Origin of the sequence: Mycobacterium sp. 852013-51886_SCH5428379, assembly GCF_001665575.1 — a bacterium.
GTDB lineage: Bacteria > Actinomycetota > Actinomycetes > Mycobacteriales > Mycobacteriaceae > Mycobacterium.
In genome coordinates this window covers 1-17469 of record NZ_LZSU01000014.1, presented here as the reverse complement: position 1 = coordinate 17469, position 17469 = coordinate 1, and the positions used below count along the sequence as shown (strand labels likewise).

At 70.1% G+C, this 17469-nt stretch carries 17 protein-coding genes; 10 read left to right on the top strand and 7 right to left on the bottom strand.

Annotation, left to right across the window (positions count from 1 at the left end; genetic code table 11):
* Positions 1 to 3: 3 nt before the first annotated feature.
* The gene (gene dut / locus A5757_RS04790) at positions 4 to 468 is read left to right on the top strand and encodes a dUTP diphosphatase (RefSeq protein WP_066829193.1); all 465 of its coding nucleotides are present in this window, start codon (positions 4 to 6) and stop codon (positions 466 to 468) included.
* A complete protein-coding gene (locus A5757_RS04785; RefSeq protein WP_082929319.1) occupies positions 469 to 1245 on the top strand; it encodes a DUF3710 domain-containing protein in 777 nt (258 codons plus the stop codon).
* On the opposite strand, the gene A5757_RS04780 is transcribed toward A5757_RS04785, so the two are convergent.
* Positions 1232 to 1948: a thioesterase domain-containing protein gene (locus A5757_RS04780; protein WP_066829190.1), complete on the bottom strand. Its 717-nt coding sequence runs from the start codon at positions 1946 to 1948 to the stop codon at positions 1232 to 1234. The genes A5757_RS04785 and A5757_RS04780 overlap by 14 nt on opposite strands.
* Before the next feature lie 146 nt (positions 1949 to 2094).
* Here A5757_RS04780 and A5757_RS04775 point away from each other — a divergent pair, with 146 nt between their 5' ends.
* Genes A5757_RS04775 through A5757_RS04765 form a run of 3 tightly spaced genes read left to right on the top strand, consistent with a single transcriptional unit; the run spans position 2095 to position 4616 of the window.
* A complete protein-coding gene (locus A5757_RS04775) occupies positions 2095 to 2466 on the top strand; it encodes an OB-fold nucleic acid binding domain-containing protein (RefSeq protein WP_066829364.1) in 372 nt (123 codons plus the stop codon).
* A 10-nt stretch (positions 2467 to 2476) separates the two neighbouring features.
* Entirely contained in the window at positions 2477 to 3181 is a 705-nt protein-coding gene (locus A5757_RS04770) for a DUF3159 domain-containing protein (protein ID WP_066829187.1), read from the top strand.
* A 7-nt stretch (positions 3182 to 3188) separates the two neighbouring features.
* Positions 3189 to 4616 carry an MFS transporter gene (locus tag A5757_RS04765; protein ID WP_066829184.1) on the top strand — a complete coding sequence of 476 codons (1428 nt, stop codon included), beginning with the start codon at positions 3189 to 3191 and terminating at the stop codon, positions 4614 to 4616.
* A 7-nt stretch (positions 4617 to 4623) separates the two neighbouring features.
* Here A5757_RS04765 and A5757_RS04760 read toward each other — a convergent pair whose 3' ends face one another.
* Both A5757_RS04760 and A5757_RS04755 read right to left on the bottom strand, forming a co-directional pair.
* Positions 4624 to 5292 carry a TrkA family potassium uptake protein gene (locus A5757_RS04760; protein ID WP_066829181.1) on the bottom strand — a complete coding sequence of 223 codons (669 nt, stop codon included), beginning with the start codon at positions 5290 to 5292 and terminating at the stop codon, positions 4624 to 4626.
* Positions 5292 to 5957, bottom strand: coding sequence for a TrkA family potassium uptake protein (locus A5757_RS04755; RefSeq protein ID WP_197497253.1), 666 nt, complete (start codon positions 5955 to 5957; stop codon positions 5292 to 5294). The genes A5757_RS04760 and A5757_RS04755 overlap by 1 nt, the downstream gene beginning before the upstream one ends.
* Before the next feature lie 98 nt (positions 5958 to 6055).
* Between A5757_RS04755 and A5757_RS04750 the strand changes: the two genes are divergently transcribed.
* Genes A5757_RS04750 through A5757_RS04740 form a run of 3 tightly spaced genes read left to right on the top strand, consistent with a single transcriptional unit; the run spans position 6056 to position 9836 of the window.
* On the top strand, positions 6056 to 8050 hold the full coding sequence (locus A5757_RS04750) for an APC family permease (protein WP_066829178.1): 1995 nt from the start codon (positions 6056 to 6058) through the stop codon (positions 8048 to 8050).
* Positions 8047 to 9273, top strand: coding sequence for a class I SAM-dependent RNA methyltransferase (locus A5757_RS04745; protein WP_066829175.1), 1227 nt, complete (start codon positions 8047 to 8049; stop codon positions 9271 to 9273). Before A5757_RS04750 ends, A5757_RS04745 begins: the two co-directional genes overlap by 4 nt.
* Entirely contained in the window at positions 9270 to 9836 is a 567-nt protein-coding gene (locus A5757_RS04740) for a hypothetical protein (protein ID WP_066829172.1), read from the top strand. Before A5757_RS04745 ends, A5757_RS04740 begins: the two co-directional genes overlap by 4 nt.
* On the opposite strand, the gene A5757_RS04735 is transcribed toward A5757_RS04740, so the two are convergent.
* Positions 9823 to 10284, bottom strand: coding sequence for a hypothetical protein (locus A5757_RS04735; protein ID WP_066829168.1), 462 nt, complete (start codon positions 10282 to 10284; stop codon positions 9823 to 9825). The genes A5757_RS04740 and A5757_RS04735 overlap by 14 nt on opposite strands.
* A 101-nt stretch (positions 10285 to 10385) precedes the next feature.
* On the opposite strand from A5757_RS04735, the gene nhaA reads away from it, so the two are divergent.
* Both nhaA and dxs read left to right on the top strand, forming a co-directional pair.
* Complete coding sequence (gene nhaA, locus A5757_RS04730) at positions 10386 to 11699, top strand: Na+/H+ antiporter NhaA (protein ID WP_066829166.1); 1314 nt, start codon at positions 10386 to 10388, stop codon at positions 11697 to 11699.
* 28 nt (positions 11700 to 11727) lie between these two features.
* Positions 11728 to 13653 carry a 1-deoxy-D-xylulose-5-phosphate synthase gene (dxs, locus tag A5757_RS04725; RefSeq protein WP_066829164.1) on the top strand — a complete coding sequence of 642 codons (1926 nt, stop codon included), beginning with the start codon at positions 11728 to 11730 and terminating at the stop codon, positions 13651 to 13653.
* On the opposite strand, the gene A5757_RS04720 is transcribed toward dxs, so the two are convergent.
* The 3 genes from A5757_RS04720 to A5757_RS04710 are packed head-to-tail and all read right to left on the bottom strand — an operon-like array spanning position 13634 to position 17269.
* On the bottom strand, positions 13634 to 15334 hold the full coding sequence (locus A5757_RS04720) for an alkaline phosphatase D family protein (protein ID WP_231983888.1): 1701 nt from the start codon (positions 15332 to 15334) through the stop codon (positions 13634 to 13636). The genes dxs and A5757_RS04720 overlap by 20 nt on opposite strands.
* A 44-nt stretch (positions 15335 to 15378) precedes the next feature.
* The gene (locus tag A5757_RS04715) at positions 15379 to 16644 is read right to left on the bottom strand and encodes a ribonuclease D (RefSeq protein ID WP_066829154.1); all 1266 of its coding nucleotides are present in this window, start codon (positions 16642 to 16644) and stop codon (positions 15379 to 15381) included.
* Between the two features lies 1 nt (position 16645).
* A complete protein-coding gene (locus tag A5757_RS04710) occupies positions 16646 to 17269 on the bottom strand; it encodes a DUF3000 domain-containing protein (protein WP_197497258.1) in 624 nt (207 codons plus the stop codon).
* Between the last annotated feature and the right edge of the window lie 200 nt (positions 17270 to 17469).

The following is a 17469-nucleotide window of genomic DNA, read 5'->3' as shown; positions in this document are numbered from 1 at the left end:
GTCGTGTCCACCTTCCTGGCGGTCGTGCGGCTGGACCGCGAGCTGCCGATGCCCACCCGGGCCCATGACGGCGACGCAGGCGTCGATCTCTTCAGCGCCTCCGACGTCGAACTGGGTCCCGGCGAACGGGCACTCGTGCCCACGGGCGTCGCCGTGGCGATCCCGCACGGGATGGTGGGCCTGGTTCATCCGCGGTCGGGACTGGCTGCGCGCGTTGGCCTTTCGATCGTCAACAGCCCAGGGACGATCGATGCGGGCTATCGGGGGGAGATCAAGATTTCGCTGATCAACCTCGATCCGCGCACGCCGATCGTCATCCGTCGCGGGGACCGCATCGCCCAGCTGCTGGTGCAGCGGGTCGAACTACCCGAGCTGGTCGAGGTGACGTCGTTCGACGAAGCCGGACTGGCCGACACCACCCGTGGCGCAGGCGGCCACGGATCCTCCGGCGGACATGCGAGTTTATAAATGGCATTCGGTAAGCACAGAATCGACAACGACGACGACAACGACGGCGGCGGGGTGACCGAGACGTCCGGGCCGACCTCCGCACCCGCCGACGGCGGTCAGGACGCCGACGACCTCGACGGGCCGTACGACATCGAGGACTTCGACGATCCGGCGGTGGCCGCCGAGGGACGCCTCGACCTGGGTTCGGTGCTGATTCCGATGCCCGCGGGCGGGCAGGTGCAGGTCGAGCTCACCGAGACCGGCGTGCCGAGCGCCGTGTGGGTCGTCACCCGCAACGGGCGCTTCACCGTCGCGGCGTACGCGGCGCCCAAATCGACCGGTTTGTGGCGTGAGGTCGCCGGCGAGCTCGCCGAATCGTTGCGCAAGGACGGTGCGTCGGTCGTCATCGAGGACGGTCCGTGGGGTCGCGAGGTGGTCGGCACGGCGGCCGGGGTCGCGCGGTTCATCGGGATCGACGGCTACCGCTGGATGATCCGGTGCGTGGCCAACGGCCTGTCGGAGAACATCGAGGCGCTCACCGCAGAGGTGCGCGACGCGCTCCGCGACACCGTTGTGCGCCGCGGCGAAACCCCGCTGCCGGTGCGCACGCCGCTGCCGGTGGACCTGCCCGAGCCGATGGCCGCCCAGTTGCGCGCCGCCGCCGAGCAGCAGGCCCAGCAGCGCCAGGCCATGCAGCAGGCTCAGCAGCAACAGCAGCAGGCGCCGCAGCCCGACGCGCGCCGCAGCGCCCAGGGTTCGGCGATGCAGCAGCTGCGCACGATCACCGGCGGCTGACGCCGGCAGCCTCGAGCACGGCCGCCACGCCCGCCGCGCCCAGCACGGACGGATCGGCGCCCATCTCGTCGAGCGTGACCGTGCGCAGCGCGGCCCGCGGCGCCGCCGACACCCATTCCAGCGCCACCTCGATCGGGTGGACAGGATCGTCGGAGGCGGCCACGACGCCGAGCGGGGCGGTGAGTGCCTGGAGTTCGGCGCGGGTCGGGGCGACGTAAGCGGCGGCTTCGTCCATCGCGTCCGGCAGCGCTGGCCACTGACCCGCCCACGACCGGGTCAGCTCGTCGGCGAGCCAGCGCGGGCTCGAGTTCCGCATCTCCGCGGTCGCCGCCACCAGCCCGTCGCGGCGCAGCACGTGCGCCGAGTACCGGGCCGTCATCGCCGCCGGGGCGGTGACCGGCGAACCCGACCACGCCGGCAGCGCGGCGAACACCGCCACCGCGGCGCCGGGATGCACCAGCGCCCACTCGACCGCCACCGCTGCACCGATCGACACCCCGCCGACGGCGAGGGGTCCCGCGGCCGCGGCCTGGTCGAGGGCGTCGTGGTAGCCGGCGACCAGCTGCTCGGGTCGCGGCGTCGGGGTCACCACGACGGCGCCGACGGCGTGCAGCGCGGGGGAGAACGCCCGGTAGACGTAGTCGTCGTCGGACCCCGTACCGGGCAGCAACACCGTGGTCACCCCGCGCAGATCGACCGTCACCAGACGATCCTGCCGGGTCCGTCAAGACCGGGTGGTTAGAACGGCGCGCCGTGGTCAATCCGGCATGGCATATCGGAACCAACAGGTCTACCGTGGCGTTGCAATCAGGTGGATCCATGGTGGATCCGCGGAAGTCAGGAGAGGCCATGGCAACGGCCGAAGGGTATCTGCGGCGGCTCACCCGCCGTCTGACAGATGACCCCGAGCAACTCGACGTCGAGGAACTCAACGACGAGGCCGCAGGCACCGGCGCCCAGAAGGCGATCGACTGCAGGCGCGGGCAGGAAGTCACCATGATCGGAACACTGCGCAGTGTCGAGACGAACTCCAAGGGCTGTGCAGGCGGCGTCCGCGCCGAGCTGTTCGACGGCACCGATACGGTGATGCTGGTATGGCTGGGCCAGCGCCGCATCGCCGGCATCGAGTCCGGTCGCACCCTGCGCGTGCATGGACGTGTCGGCAAGCTGGAGAACGGATCGAAGGCGATTTACAACCCCCACTACGAAATCCAAAAGTGAGATCCCGAAGTTGAGCGCACCCGGAGACGAACCGGGCCAGACAAGCACCGCCCACGCGATCCTCGCGCAGATGGGCGGCGTGAAGGGCCTGATCTACTCGTCGCTGCCGGTCGTGGTGTTCGTCCCGGTCTCCTCGGCGGCCGGACTCATCCCGGGCATCATCGCGGCGCTGGCGGCAGCCACCCTGATCCTCATCTGGCGACTGATCCGTAAAGAGACCGTGCAACCGGCCATCTCGGGCTTCTTCGCCGTCGGCATCAGCGCGCTGATCGCCTATCTGGTGGGGGAGTCCAAAGGCTTCTTCCTCTACGGCATCTGGATGTCGCTGCTGTACGCGTGCCTGTTCGGGGCGTCGATCCTGTTCCGCCGCCCGATCGTCGGCTACCTCTGGAGTTGGGTCGGCGGCCACGGCCGCACCTGGCGTGAGGTCCGCAAAGCGGTGCGCGCCTTCGACATCGCCACGCTGACCTGGGTCGCCGTATTCGCCTCCCGCTTCATCGTGCAGGAGCACCTCTACGACCAGGACCAGACCGGCTGGCTGGGCGTCGCCCGCATCGTGATGGGCTGGCCGCTGACCGGCGTTGCCGCGCTGGCGACATATCTCGCGATCCGAGCTGCGCAGCGCGCGATCGACGAACACACCGCCGCGCTGCCGGCCGCCGTCGACGCACCCGATCCGGCCGAACACGACCCGGCCGACGCCGACACCCGCTGATCCCGCGGTGCCGACCGACGCCCGCACGGATCGCCGCGTCGTCGCCGTCGCCGTCCTGGCGTCGTTCGTCGCGTTCCTGGACGGCTCGGTGGTCAACCTCGCCCTACCGGCGATCAGCGCCGACTTCGGGGGCGGGCTGACGCTGCAGCAGTGGGTCGTCGACGGCTACCTGCTGACGCTGGGCGCCCTGATCCTGGTCGCCGGCGCGGTGTCCGACCAGTTCGGCCGAATGGCCGTGCTGCGGACCGGACTGCTGTTGTTCGGCGTCGCATCGGTGGTCTGCGCGGCGGCGCCGTCGGGCGGGGTGCTGGTCGCGGCGCGGTGCCTTCAGGGCGCCGGCGCGGCGTTCCTCGTCCCGAGTTCCCTGGCCATGATCAACAGCCGCTTTTCCGGAGCCGGCCAGGCCCGGGCCATCGGTACGTGGACCGCCTGGACCGGCACCGCGTTCGTGGTGGGACCGCTGCTCGGCGGCGTCCTCGTCGACGCCCTGCACTGGCGTGCCATTTTCGGCGTCAACGTGGTCCCGCTGGCGGTGACCCTTTACCTCGCCCGCTCGCTGTCCGACGACGAACCCACCGGAGGGCGTATCGACGTCGTCGGCGCCGTACTCGGCGCGGCAGGGCTCTCCGGCACCGTCTACGCGCTCATCGAACAGCAGCGACTCGGCCTCACCCATCCCGGCGTGCTGACCGCACTGCTGGCGGGGGTGGCGTGCCTGCTCGCGTTCCCGTTCTGGGAACGCCGCGCCGACCGGCCGATGATGCCGCTGCAGATCTTCGCGTCACGCAACTTCGCGGTCGGCAACCTCGCGACCGTCTTCCTCTACGCGGCGGTGACGCTGGGGCCGTTGCTCATCGCGCTGTTCCTGCAGGAGGGCGCGGGGCTGTCGGCCACGGCGGCCGGGCTGGCGACGCTACCGATCCCGGTGCTGTCGTTCCTGCTGGCGCGCCGGTTCGGCACCCTCGCCGGGAAGTACGGGCCGCGATGGTTCATGGCGGTCGGCCCGCTGCTCGGCGCCGCGGGTTTCGCGCTGATGGCGGGCGCCGGCGATCCGTTCGACTTCTGGACCCAGATGCTGCCCGGTCTGGTGCTGTTCGGTCTCGGTCTGTCGGTGACGGTGTCACCGCTGACCGCGGCGGTGCTGGCGGCCGTGCCCCCGGCGCAGAGCGGGATCGGGTCGGCGGTGAACAACGCCGTATCGCGCATCGCCGGTCTGGTGGCGATCGCGTTCACCGGGGTCATTGTCGGCCAGAGTGCGCTGGGCGCAATGGATTTCGAAGGCTTCCGGCGGGGTGCGCTGGTGGTCGCGGCGCTCCTGGTCGTCGCGGGCGCCGTCTCGGCACTCGGCATCCGCAATGGCGCCGGGGTCGGAGACGTCCCCGCCCACGCCACCGCGCAGTGTCAGGACCGGGCCTGGCCGCCACCGCGGCGATGACGGTCGGCTAGCGGGATCGGCCCTGCAGCAATAGGGTACGCAGATCCTCTTCGGCCTCCGCGACGGCGACGAACAGCAGCTCGTCACCACCTTCGAGGGGTTCGTCGGCCTCGGGCACGATCACCCGCGGGCCGCGCAGAATCGTCACCAGTGTGGTGTCACGCGGAAGCTCCAGCCGTTTGACCGGCTTACCGCCCCACGGAGTGTCGTCCGGCAGCGTGATCTCCAGTAGCGCGGCCTGACCGGTACGGAACTCCATGAGCCGCACCAGATCTCCGACCGCGACGGCTTCCTCGACAAGCGAGGCCAGCATCCGCGGGGTGGACACCGCGACGTCGACCCCCCAGTTCTCGTCGAACAACCACTCGTTGCGCGGATCGTTGACCCGCGCCACCACCCGGGGGATGCCGAACTCGGTCTTGGCCAGCAGGCTGACCACCACGTTGACCTTGTCATCGCCGGTGGCGGCGATCACCACGTCGAACTCCTCGAGACTGACCGATTCCAGCACGGACAGCTCGCAGGCGTCGCCGAGCCGCCACTGCGCGGCGGGGATGGCGTCGACGTCGATGTGGTCGGGGTTGCGCTCGACCAGCGTCACGTCGTGGTTGCTGTCGAGGAGTTCGCGGGCGATGGAGCGCCCGACCGCGCCGGCACCGGCGATCGCGACCTTCATCAATCCTCCTCGCCCGGCGGCAGCGCGCTGATCGCCATCGCCTCGGCGATCTGACCGGACACCGCGGCGATGTAGACCTGGTCACCCGCCTGCAGCACGGTCTTGGACTCGGGCAGCAGACCGCTGCCGAAGCGGATGATGAACGCCACCCGGCCCCGCGTCGCGGATTCGAGTTCGGTCACCCGGTGCCCGATCCAGTCCTCGTGCAGCGGCAGTTCGGCGACCCCGACGTTGCCCGACGGGTCCCGCCACTTCGTGGTCTCCGTCTCCCGCGTCAACACGTTGAGCAGCCGGTCGGTCGTCCACGGCACGGTGGCGACCGTCGGGATGCCGAGGCGCTCATAGACCTTGGCGCGCTTGAAGTCGTAGATGCGGGCCACCACCCGTTCGACGCCGAACGTCTCCCTGGCCACCCGCGCGGAGATGATGTTGGAGTTGTCGCCGGAGGACACCGCCGCGAACGCGCCCGCCTCCTCGATCCCGGCCCGCAGCAGCACGTCCCGGTCGAAACCCATGCCCAGCACCCGTTCGCCCGCGAACTCCGGGCTGAGCCGGTGGAACGCCGTGCTGTCCCGGTCGATGACGGCCACATCGTGTCCGATCCGCGACAGGCTGTCCGACAGCGATGCGCCCACCCGTCCGCATCCCATCACCACTACACGCACCAGCGGTTTCCTTTCGGCTGTGCCGGTTGTCGGCCGGTAGCGAATCTCCGCAACCGGAACGCTACCGCTAATCGTCGCTGGGCTTACCCTTGGCTCTCGTGTCCAAGGTTTCGACCGCTGCTCGTCGGCTGCTCCTGGGGCGGCCGTTCCGCAGCGACCGGCTGTCCCACACGCTTTTGCCCAAGCGGGTGGCGCTGCCGGTGTTCGCCTCCGACGCGCTGTCCTCCACGGCCTATGCCCCGGAGGAGATCTTCCTGGTGCTGTCGGTCGCCGGGCTGAGCGCGTACGCGATGGCGCCGTGGATCGGTCTGGCCGTCGCCGCGGTGATGCTCATCGTGATCGCCAGCTACCGGCAGAACGTGCACGCCTATCCCTCCGGCGGTGGCGACTACGAGGTCGTCACCACCAACCTCGGCCCCACCGCGGGTCTGACGGTGGCCAGTGCGCTGCTGGTGGATTACGTGCTGACCGTGGCGGTGTCGATGTCGTCGGCGATGTCGAACATCGGCTCGGCGGTGCCGTTCATCGGAGAGCACAAGGTGTGGTTCGCCGTCGCCGCCATCGTCATCCTGGCATCGCTGAACCTGCGGGGGATCCGTGAGTCGGGCACCGCGTTCGCCATCCCGACCTATGCCTTCATGATCGGCATGTACGTGATGCTGGTGTGGGGCTTCGTCCAGATCTACGTGCTCGACGAACCGCTGCGTGCCGAATCGGCAGGATTCGAGATGCACTCCGAGCACGGCGACGTGCTGGGCTTCGCGCTGGTGTTCCTCATCGCCCGGGCGTTCTCCTCGGGGTCGGCGGCACTGACCGGTGTCGAGGCCATCAGCAACGGTGTGCCGGCGTTCCGGAAACCGAAGTCCCGCAACGCCGCGACCACCCTGCTGCTGCTCGGCGTCATCGCCACCAGCCTGCTGGTCGGCATCATCATGCTGGCCAAGGAAACCGGGGTGCAGATCGCCGAGCGACCGCACGAACAGCTCGTCGGTGCGCCGGCCGACTATCAGCAGAAGACGCTCATCGCCCAGCTGGCCGACGCGGTGTTCCACGACTTCCCGATCGGGTTGTTCCTCATCGCGCTGGTGACCGCCCTCATCCTCGTCCTGGCCGCGAACACCGCGTTCAACGGCTTCCCGGTGCTGGGGTCGATCCTGGCCCAGGACCGGTATCTGCCCCGCCAGCTGCACACCCGCGGGGACCGGCTGGCGTTCTCCAACGGCATCCTGTTCCTGGCGATCGCCGCGATCGCGTTCGTGGTGGCGTTCCAGGCCCAGGTGACCGCACTGATCCAGCTCTACATCGTCGGTGTGTTCGTGTCGTTCACGCTCAGCCAGATCGGCATGGTGCGGCACTGGACGCGGCTGCTGCGCACCGAGACCGACCCCGAGGTGCGCCGCCGGATGATGCGGTCCCGGGTCATCAACGCCACCGGTTTGACGTGCACGGGTGCGGTGCTCGTCATCGTGGTGGTGACGAAGTTCGCGGTGGGCGCGTGGATCGCGATCCTGGCGATGGTGGTGCTGTTCGTGTTGATGAAGCTGATCCGCAAGCACTACAACACCGTGCAGCGCGAGCTGGAGCTGCGCGCCGCTGAGGAAGGCGACATCGTCCTGCCCAGCCGCAACCACGCCATCGTGCTGGTGTCCAATCTGCATCTGCCGACGCTGCGGGCGCTGGCTTACGCCCGCGCCACCCGCCCCGACGTGCTGGAGGCGATCACCGTCAGCGTCGACGACGCGGAAACCCGTGTGTTGGTGCACAAGTGGGAGGACAGCGACGTCGTCGTCCCACTCAAAGTCATCGCGTCGCCCTACCGGGAGATCACCCGTCCGGTGCTCGAGTACGTCAAGCGCGTCACCAAGGAGTCGCCCCGCACGGTGGTCACGGTCTTCATCCCCGAATACGTGGTGGGGCACTGGTGGGAACAGCTGCTGCACAACCAGAGCGCGCTGCGGCTCAAGGGCAGACTGCTGTTCATGCCCAACGTGATGGTCACCTCGGTGCCATGGCAGCTGACGTCCTCCGAGCGGCTCAAGACCCTGCATCCGCAGTCGGCCCCGGGTGACGCGCGCCGGGGATTCCTGGAGTGAACGCCCCCGAACCGGCCCGGGAGCTGACGCTGACCACCGGGCCCGCGGCCAACGGCGGCAGCTGCGTGGCCCGCCACGACGGCCGGGTGGTGTTCGTCCGGCACGCGCTGCCCGGCGAGACCGTCCGCGTGCGGGTCGCCGACGAGCGCGGATCCTATTGGCACGCGGACGTCGTCGAGGTACTCGACCCGTCGCCCGACCGCATCCCGTCGCTGTGCCCGATCGCCGGCGTGGACGGTGCGGGTTGCTGCGATCTGGCCTTCGCCACTCCGGAGGCCGCGCGGCGGCTCAAGGGCGCCGTGGTGGCCAACCAGCTGATGCGGCTCGGTGGGTACGCGTGGTGCGCCGAGGAGGAGGCCACGGCCGAACCGGTCGGCGAGACCGGCCCCACCGGATGGCGCACCCGAGTCCGGCTGGACACCGCGACGCAGGGTCCGCAGGCCGGGCGGGCTGGATTCCACCGCTATCACAGCGCGGAACTGGTCACCGACCTGCGCTGCGCGCAACTCCCGGACGGGCTGCTCGACGATCTGGAGTCCCTGCGCTGGCCGGCCGGCGTCCACGTGCACGTCGCCGTGGACGACGCCGGCGCCCGGCACGTCGTGCAGACCGGCCCGAAGAGCCGCCGCGGGGCACCGGCGACGACGGTGGTGTCGGGGGAGTACGAAGCTGTGCAGCGGGTCGGCGGCCGGGAGTGGCGTATCCCCGTGACGGCGTTCTGGCAGGCGCACCGCGACGCGCCCGCGCGCTACAGCGAACTGGTGGCACAGCGCGCGGGACTGCAGCCCGGGATGACGGCGTGGGATCTCTACGGCGGAGCGGGGCTGTTCGCCGCCGCCCTCGCCGAACTGGTCGGGCCCGGTGGACACGTCGTCACCGTCGACACCTCGCGCGCGGCCGGACGTTCGGCGCGCGCCGCGCTCGACGACCTCGGCCAGGTGGCGGTGGTGACCGATTCGGTGCGCCGGGCCCTGTCGGCGCAGCGGACGGGTGCCGACGTGGCGGTGCTCGACCCGCCCCGCGCGGGTGCGGGCCGGGAGATCATCGAGGCGATCAGCGCCGCCGGCGTGCCCCGCATCATTCACATCGGTTGTGAGGCAGCGTCATTCGCCCGCGACGTCGGATTGTATCTGCGGGCCGGGTACACCGTCGAGGAGGTGCGGGTGTTCGATTCGTTCCCGCTCACCCATCACGTCGAATGCGTGGCGGTGCTCACCCGATGACCGCCCTGCGGCAAGCCTGGCTGGAGTTCGTCGGCGAGGAGACCACGCCTACGGGCACTGCGACGATTCTCGCGGTGGCGGCGGCCGGGGGATACCTCGCTCCGCGACTGGCCCGCACCCGGCTCGGGACGGCGGAGAAGACGCTGCTGGTGGTCTCGGCAGTCGATTTGTGGGGTGGCGCCTGGTCGAACAACACGCTGGCGTGTGCGCGCTGGTACGAACGGCCCGGGCAGACCGACGGCGATCATCTGCGGTTCGCCGCGGCGCACCTGCACCCGTTCCTGCTGGCCTGGATGGACGGCGGCGGCCGGGCACGGCTGCGCTGGGCGGTCGCCAACTACGCCTACCTGATGGCGGCCACGGTGCTGATCCGCCGTGCCGGCCGCGGGCGCCGGGTGGTCGGGGTGGCCGTGACCGCGGGCGCGGTGGCTCTGGACCGGGTGCTCGGACCGTCCGCCGCGGCGCCGTGGTTCGGGCCGGTCTTCCACGCGAAGCTGCTCCTCGGCCACGGCGCGGCGGCGCTGTGGCCCGACGCCGCGATCCGGGCCGTCAGGCGCCGCTGAAGAACCGCTGCAGCCGGCGCTGGCGGTGACCGAACAACGCGCCGACCCCCGCCCCGATGACCGGCGTCAGGACGCGCAGCGGGGCCCGCAGTTCGAAGGTGAGCCGGTCGTGCACCACGGTGGCGTCGCCGTCGGGCTCCAGCGACCGCTCGTGGCGCCAGGACCGCATGCTCAACATCGTCGACTGCTCGTCGAATCCACGGCCGGGCCGCAGGGCGGCGATCGTGAGCAGGTCGTAGTCGAAGGGCAGGACGCCGAACAGTCGCAGCCAGCACCGCCCGACCGGCACCCCCACCGCGACGCTGTCGACGGTGAGGTGGCGGGCGTGGCGCGGCATCGACATCGTCAGCCAGGGCCGCAATTCGTGGTTGATGCCGTCCGGGGTGACGATCCGCTGCCACACCCGCTCGACGGGTGCGTCGACGACCGCGCGCCGTTCGACGATCATGGGGGTCACGCTAGACGCGTGGATTCCTCGGTGCGCTACGTTTGCGTCCGGTGTGCCGGGAAGTCTGGTCGGCGTCTGTACCGCCGACCCCGGAGCCGCCCATGACCGAGCAGTCCAACCGCCGCCTGCTGTCGCGCGGCTCCTGGCCGGAAGCCCGCCGCATCACCGAGGTGCTGCGCCGAGAGACGATCGGCGGCGCCATCCTGCTCGTCGCCGCGGCCGTCGCTCTGATCTGGGCCAACTCGCCGTGGTCGGCCGCCTACTTCTCGCTGCGGGATCTGGAGATCGGCGGCGAACCGTTCGGGCTGCACCTGACCCTGACAATCGGCGACTGGGCCGCCGACGGTCTGCTGGCGATCTTCTTCTTCGTCGTCGGTCTCGAACTGAAGCGGGAGTTCGTCGCCGGGGATCTGCGCGACCCTGCCCGCGCGGCGCTGCCCATCGCCGCAGCCGTCGGCGGGATGATCGTGCCCGCCCTGATATTCGTCGCCTTCACCCTGTCCGCCGGTGACGGCGCGACGCGGGGCTGGGCGATCCCCACGGCCACCGACATCGCGTTCGCCGTCGCGGTGCTGGCCGTACTGTCCACCCACCTGCCGTCCGCGCTACGGACCTTCCTCCTGACGCTCGCGGTGGTCGACGATCTGTTGGCGGTGACGGTGATCGCGGTGTTCTACACCGAGGACATCACGCTGTGGGCACTGGCCGCGGTGCTGCTCCCGCTGGGCGCGTTCGCACTGTGTGTGCAGCGGCGCATCAGCTCCTGGTGGCTGCTCATCCCGCTCGGGGTCGCCACCTGGGTGCTCATGCACGAATCCGGCGTGCACGCGACCGTGGCGGGTGTCCTGCTCGGCTTCACCGTGCCCGTCGTGCGCAGCGCCGCCGCCGGCGGACCCGATGCCGGACCCGGTATGGCCGAACACTTCGAACACCGCCTGCGGCCGCTGTCGGCCGGGTTCGCCGTACCGGTGTTCGCGTTCTTCGCCGCCGGTGTGGCGCTCGGCGGATTCGACGGCTTCACCGCCGCCCTCGGCGACCCCGTCACGCTCGGCATCGTGGTGGGTCTGGTCGTCGGTAAACCGGTCGGGATCTTCCTCACCACCCGGGTGATGGCCGCGGTCACCCGCGCCTCGCTGGACAGCGCGGTGCAGTGGATCGACGTCCTCGGGGTGGCGATGCTGGCCGGGATCGGCTTCACCGTGTCGCTGCTGATCGGCGACCTGGCCTACGGTCTCGGCTCCGAACGTGACGATTTCGTGAAGGTCGGGGTACTCACCGGATCCCTGGTCGCGGCCCTGGGCGCAGCGGTGCTGCTGAGGCTTCGCAACCGCCACTACCGGCGCATATACGCCGAGGAGACGGTCGACGCCGACGCCGACGGAGTGCCCGACATCTATCAGTCTCGAGAAGACTGACGGACCAGGCCGTGCGTAGACTGGTCGGATGCTCGAACAGATCCGCGGACCCGCTGATCTCCAGCACCTTTCGCAGTCCCAGCTGAGCGAACTCGCCGGAGAGATCCGTCAGTTCCTCATCCACAAGGTCGCTGCGACCGGTGGTCACCTGGGGCCCAATCTCGGTGTGGTGGAGCTCACGCTCGCGTTGCACCGCGTCTTCGACTCGCCGCACGACCCCATCATCTTTGACACCGGTCACCAGGCCTACGTGCACAAGATGCTGACCGGCCGCGCGCACGATTTCGACTCGCTGCGCAAGAAGGACGGGCTGTCGGGTTATCCGTCGCGCTCGGAGAGCGAGCACGACTGGGTGGAGTCCAGCCACGCCAGCGCAGCCCTGTCGTATGCCGACGGGCTGGCCAAGGCCTTCGAGCTGACCGGACACCGCAACCGGCACGTCGTCGCCGTCGTCGGTGACGGCGCGCTGACCGGCGGAATGTGCTGGGAGGCGCTGAACAACATCGCCGCCGCCCGCAGGCCGGTGATCATCGTCGTCAACGACAACGGCCGCAGCTACGCGCCCACGATCGGCGGCTTCGCCGACCATCTGGCGGCGCTGCGCCTGCAGCCCGGCTACGAACGCCTCCTCGAGGAGGGCCGCAAGGCCGTGCGCGGGCTGCCGATGATCGGCGAGTTCTGCTACCAGTGCATGCACAGCGTCAAGGCCGGTATCAAGGACGCGTTGTCCCCGCAGGTCATGTTCACCGACCTCGGGCTCAAATACGTCGGCCCCATCGACGGGCACGACGAACACGCCGTGGAGTCCGCGCTGCGGCACGCCCGCGGCTTCAACGCGCCGGTGATCGTGCACGCAGTCACCCGCAAGGGCAACGGCTACGCACCCGCCGAGAACGACGAGGCCGACCAGATGCACGCCTGCGGTGTCATCGACGTCGCCACCGGTCAGGCCACCAAGGTCGCCGGCCCGGGGTGGACGTCCGCGTTCACCGAGGCGCTGGTGGGCGCAGCGGCCAAACGTCGCGACGTCGTGGCGATCACCGCCGCCATGCCGGGGCCCACGGGGCTCTCGGCGTTCCGCGACCGGTTCCCGGACCGGTTCTTCGACGTGGGCATCGCCGAGCAGCACGCCATGACCTCGGCCGCCGGTCTGGCCATGGGCGGTCTGCATCCGGTCGTCGCGATCTACTCGACGTTCCTCAACCGCGCGTTCGACCAGATGATGATGGACGTCGCGCTGCACAAGCTGCCCGTCACCATGGTGCTGGACCGGTCGGGGGTCACCGGCCCCGATGGCGCCAGCCACAACGGCATGTGGGACCTGTCGATCCTGGGGATCGTGCCGGGGATGCGGGTCGCCGCTCCGCGCGACGGCGCCCGGCTCCGCGAGGAACTCGGTGAAGCGCTCGACGTCAACGACGGCCCCACCGCCATCCGCTTCCCCAAGGGCGACGTCGGCGCCGACATCGACGCGGTCGAACGTCGCGGCGGGGTCGACGTGCTGGCCAAGCCGGACGCCGGCCTGTCCGACGATGTGCTGCTGGTCGCCGTCGGCCCGTTCGCCACGATGGCCATGACGGTCGCGGACCACCTGCGCAACCAGGGCATCGGCGTCACCGTCGTCGACCCGCGCTGGGTGCTGCCCGTGCCCGAGGCCGTGGTCGACCTCGCCGCCGGGCACAAGCTGGTGGTGACGCTCGAGGACAACGGCGTGCACGGCGGAGTCGGTTCGGCGGTGTCGGGAGCCCTGCGGCGCGCCGAGATCGACGTGCCGTGCCGGGATCTCGGGTTGCCGCAGCGGTTCTTCGATCACGCATCGCGTGGCGAGGTGCTCTCCGAGGTGGGTCTGACCGACCGCAACATCGCCCGTCAGATCACCGGATGGATTGCCGCACAGGGCAGTACGTCCACCGAGACCGACAGCCAGAACGAGGTCAGCGAGCAGCTGGACTGACGGCCGCTCGCCGCTTGCCGAGTGCCACCCGGGCGACCTCACGGATGTCGTGCTCACCGTCGGGTTGTTCGAACAGCACCTCGGCGTCGCGTCCCGAGATCGCCAGCGTCGCAATGGTGTTGCCGAACAGCGGACCCGCGTCGTTGTCCCAGCTGATCGGCAGCTCCGGCGAGCCGTGGCGGACCGCCCAGCGCCGCATGATCGGCGCCATCCGGTTGGACCACCCGATCTTGAATGCCGGTTTGACGTAGGACGGGACGTAGTTGTGCACCGGTGAACACACCAGCTGATGCACCGGAGCGGCGTCGTCGCCCACCCCGTCGAGTGTGGCGCGGGCTGCGTAGCTGTGGTGCACATCGCCGGAGAGCACCGTGACCGTCGCCGGACCGTCCGGGTGGGTCGCCGCGCGCCGGATCATCGTCGTCAGCCTTAGGAACGATTTCATGAACGCCGGCCAGTGTTCGAGGTCCGCAGCCTGGCGAATCTTCTCCCCGGGCCACCCGCGCCAGCCCGGCCGGTCCGCGGAGATCTCGTTGACCGTCTGCAGATCCGACAGCACCGGCGGAAGCAGCCACGGCACCGACGAGCCGAGCACGAGATGGTCGACCTGCTCGATACCGTCCTCGGCCTGCGCCTCCAGCCAGGAGAACTCCCGCTCGCCGATCATCATTCGTTCGCCGGAGTCGAGGATGCGGCCGTTACGGGAGTCCATCATGAGGAACCTGCTGCGCCCCATGTCCCACCGGTAGGAGAAGCGGACCCCCTTGTTGGCGTCGACCTCGGCGTCGGCGCGGTCGGCCATCTCCACCAGCACCGGCCACAAGTCGCCCTCGGCGGCCTGCATCCGCTGGTGATCCTCGTCAGCGGCGAGTTCGTCGGGGCTCAGGTTGCCCATGTGCTGATACACCCAGTACGACACCAGTCCGGCGCGGATGCGATCGCGCCACCACGGTTGTTCGTTCATGTCGGCGCGCCAGGCCGCCGAGGTGTTCCAGTCGTCCCGGATGTCGTGATCGTCGAAGATCATCGCCGTCGGAACGGTCGACATGATCCAGCGGATCTCCGGATCCGACCACGAGTGCCGGTACAGCTCCTCGTACTCGTCGAACGACACCACCTCGTCGGCCGGTCGGTGGGCGTGCGAGACCCGCTTGCGGCGCCTCCCCGTCAGATGGCGTCGCGCCTCGGGGGTGAGTTCGTCGGCGTACACCTGGTCACCGAGCAGGATGAGCACATCCGGCCAATGCTCGACCGGCAGCTGCGCCATCCGGGTCGCGTAGCGGTCCAGGGCATCCGCGCCGAGTTTGTCGTCGACCTCGTCGACGCCGGTCTTCGGATACCGGCAGGAGCCGAACACCGCGCGCAACCGGTCGGCCATCCTGGGACCGCGGGTGCGGATGACGCTGGGCGGGAACGGACAGTCCGCGGGCGGCCAGACCTGTTCACCGTCGATCGCCACCTGGTACTCCACCACGGTGTCCGGTTCCAGGCCGGTGACGGTGACCAGTGCATAGTGATGGCCCTTGACTTCAAAAGTCGTTGCGTCGCAACCCAACACGCTCACCGTAGCGGAGCTGTCGGTCTGTACCCAGACCACGGCGGTGGTTTCGCCGACGTGGCGTAATGCCGGTCCGAGAAGCAGGCGCTCCGAGGTGTTGATTGACGCGTCCGCGATGGTCACCAGAGGGCGGTTCCCCTATCGTCACCAGCTCAAACGCTGGCCGGTCACTCCGTGGCGGCTGGGGTGAGCGCGGCGGTCAGGACGGGCACCACCAGCTGGCGCTGCCACGGCCGGACAGCGGCCTCCACCAGGAACTCCTCGATCTGCGCCGCGGTATCGCCGACCGGTTCCCAGTCCCAGCACAGCCGTCGCACCACCTCGGGTGTGACGAGGTTCTCGGCCGGCACGTTGACCCGTTCGGACAGCGCCGCCAGGCCGGCGCGGGCGGCCTCGAGGCGTGCGGCGGCTTCGGGTTTGCGGCGGGCCCAGCGCGACGGCGGCGGCGGCCCGTTGGGCGGTTCGGCCGATTCGGGCGCGTCGTCGCTGCTGCGGGCACGCTCGAGCGCGCCGAGCCAGACATGGGCGCTGCGGCGCTGCCGCGAACCACCGAACACCGGCAGCGCGGTGAGCTTCTCGGTGGTGTCGGGGTCGGTGGTGGCGGCGTTGATGATCGCCGAGTCGGGCAGGATGCGGCCAGGCGCGATGTCGCGTCGGCGCGCGATCTCGTCGCGGGTGAGCCAGAGTTCGCGGACCGCCGCCAGCGCCCGCGGATTGCGCACCTTGTGGATACCGGACGTGCGCCGCCACCGATCGCGCCGCGTCGGTGCCGCGGTGTAGGTCCGCAGATGTTCGAATTCCTGTGCAGCCCAATCGGTTTTGCCCTGCTCCTCGAGCACCGCGGCGATGGCGTCGCGCAGTTCGAGCAGCACCTCGACGTCGAGGGCGGCGTAGTTGAGCCACTCGTCGGGCAGCGGTCGCTTCGACCAGTCCGCGGCGCCGTGACCCTTCATCAGCTGCAGGCCGAGGAGTTCGGACACCATCGTCGCCAGGTTCACCCGCTGGAAGCCGGCGAGCCGGCCCGCGAGTTCGGTGTCGTACAGCGCAGGCGGGCGCATCCCGAGTTCGGCCAGGCACGGCAGATCCTGGTCGGCGGCGTGCAACACCCATTCGTCGGTGTCGAGCACGTCGGCCACCGGCGCCATCACCATGGTGGCGTTCTCCCCGTGGTTGACCGGGTCGATCAGGACGGTCCCCGCGCCTTCGCGCCGGATCTGGACGAGATACGCGCGGTTGGAGTACCGGAAGCCCGAGGCCCGCTCGGCGTCGATCGCGAACGGACCGTGGCCGGCGGCCAGCAGTTCGGCGGCGGCCAGGATCTGGTCGGTGGTGACGGCGAGTTCGGGCACCCCGTCGGCCGGCGCCAGCAGCGGCGTGGTCTCGGGTACCTCGGGTTCGGCGCCGTCGGCGTCGGTGATGGTCTCGTCGGTCATCTCACGCGCGGCTGCGGGAACTCAGATCGGTCACCCCGTCCGGCGGCAGCCCCGCGGCGTGCTCGAGCACCTCGCAGAACGCCTCCACATGCGGTCCCAGCTCCAGCGACGTCGCCGTCCACGACGCGCGCAGCTCCAGCTGGTGCGCGCGCGGCGGGCCGGAGATGTCGCCGTAGCGCACCGAGGTGGTCGCGGTGACGGTCCCGCCCAGCGCCGTCACATGATCTGCCCTGGTCTCCAGCGCCTCGACCAGCCAGCTCCAGGCCACCTCGGGCAGCAGCGGGTCGACGGCCTCGCTGGAGTCCAGGTCGGCCTGGATGTAGGCGACCAGCCGCATGGTGCCGTCCCACGCTTCGGCGCCGTCGGGGTCGTGCAGCAGGATCAGCCGGCCGAAGGCGTCGCCCTCCGAGCGTTCCGGAACGACCACCGTCTCGGGATGGCGCACCTCCGCGCCGAGCGCGTAGCTGTAGGGCGCCAGCCGCTGCGGCGGACGGATCGGGCCCAGCTCGATCTCCGGTCGCACGGTGGTGGCATTCATCGCCGCCACCGCAGTACGGAACTGAGCCGGTTCGGCGGCGGTGGTCACGCCGACGACGCTAGACCATTCCGCCGCACGTCGGCGCAGGCGCGCCGAACCATGATCGCCGGCTCCGACGACGACCGAGTGTGCGGTGAGGGCGTCGAGTGTGCACCCAGGGCGGGCGGACGGCCGGATCGTCGCCCTGGACGCACTCTCGACGCCCAGGATGCACACTCGGCGATCACTTCCTGCCACCGGTCGGTCAATCACTGCCAGCGGGAAGAACGCCGCTGACCTGCAGGTTG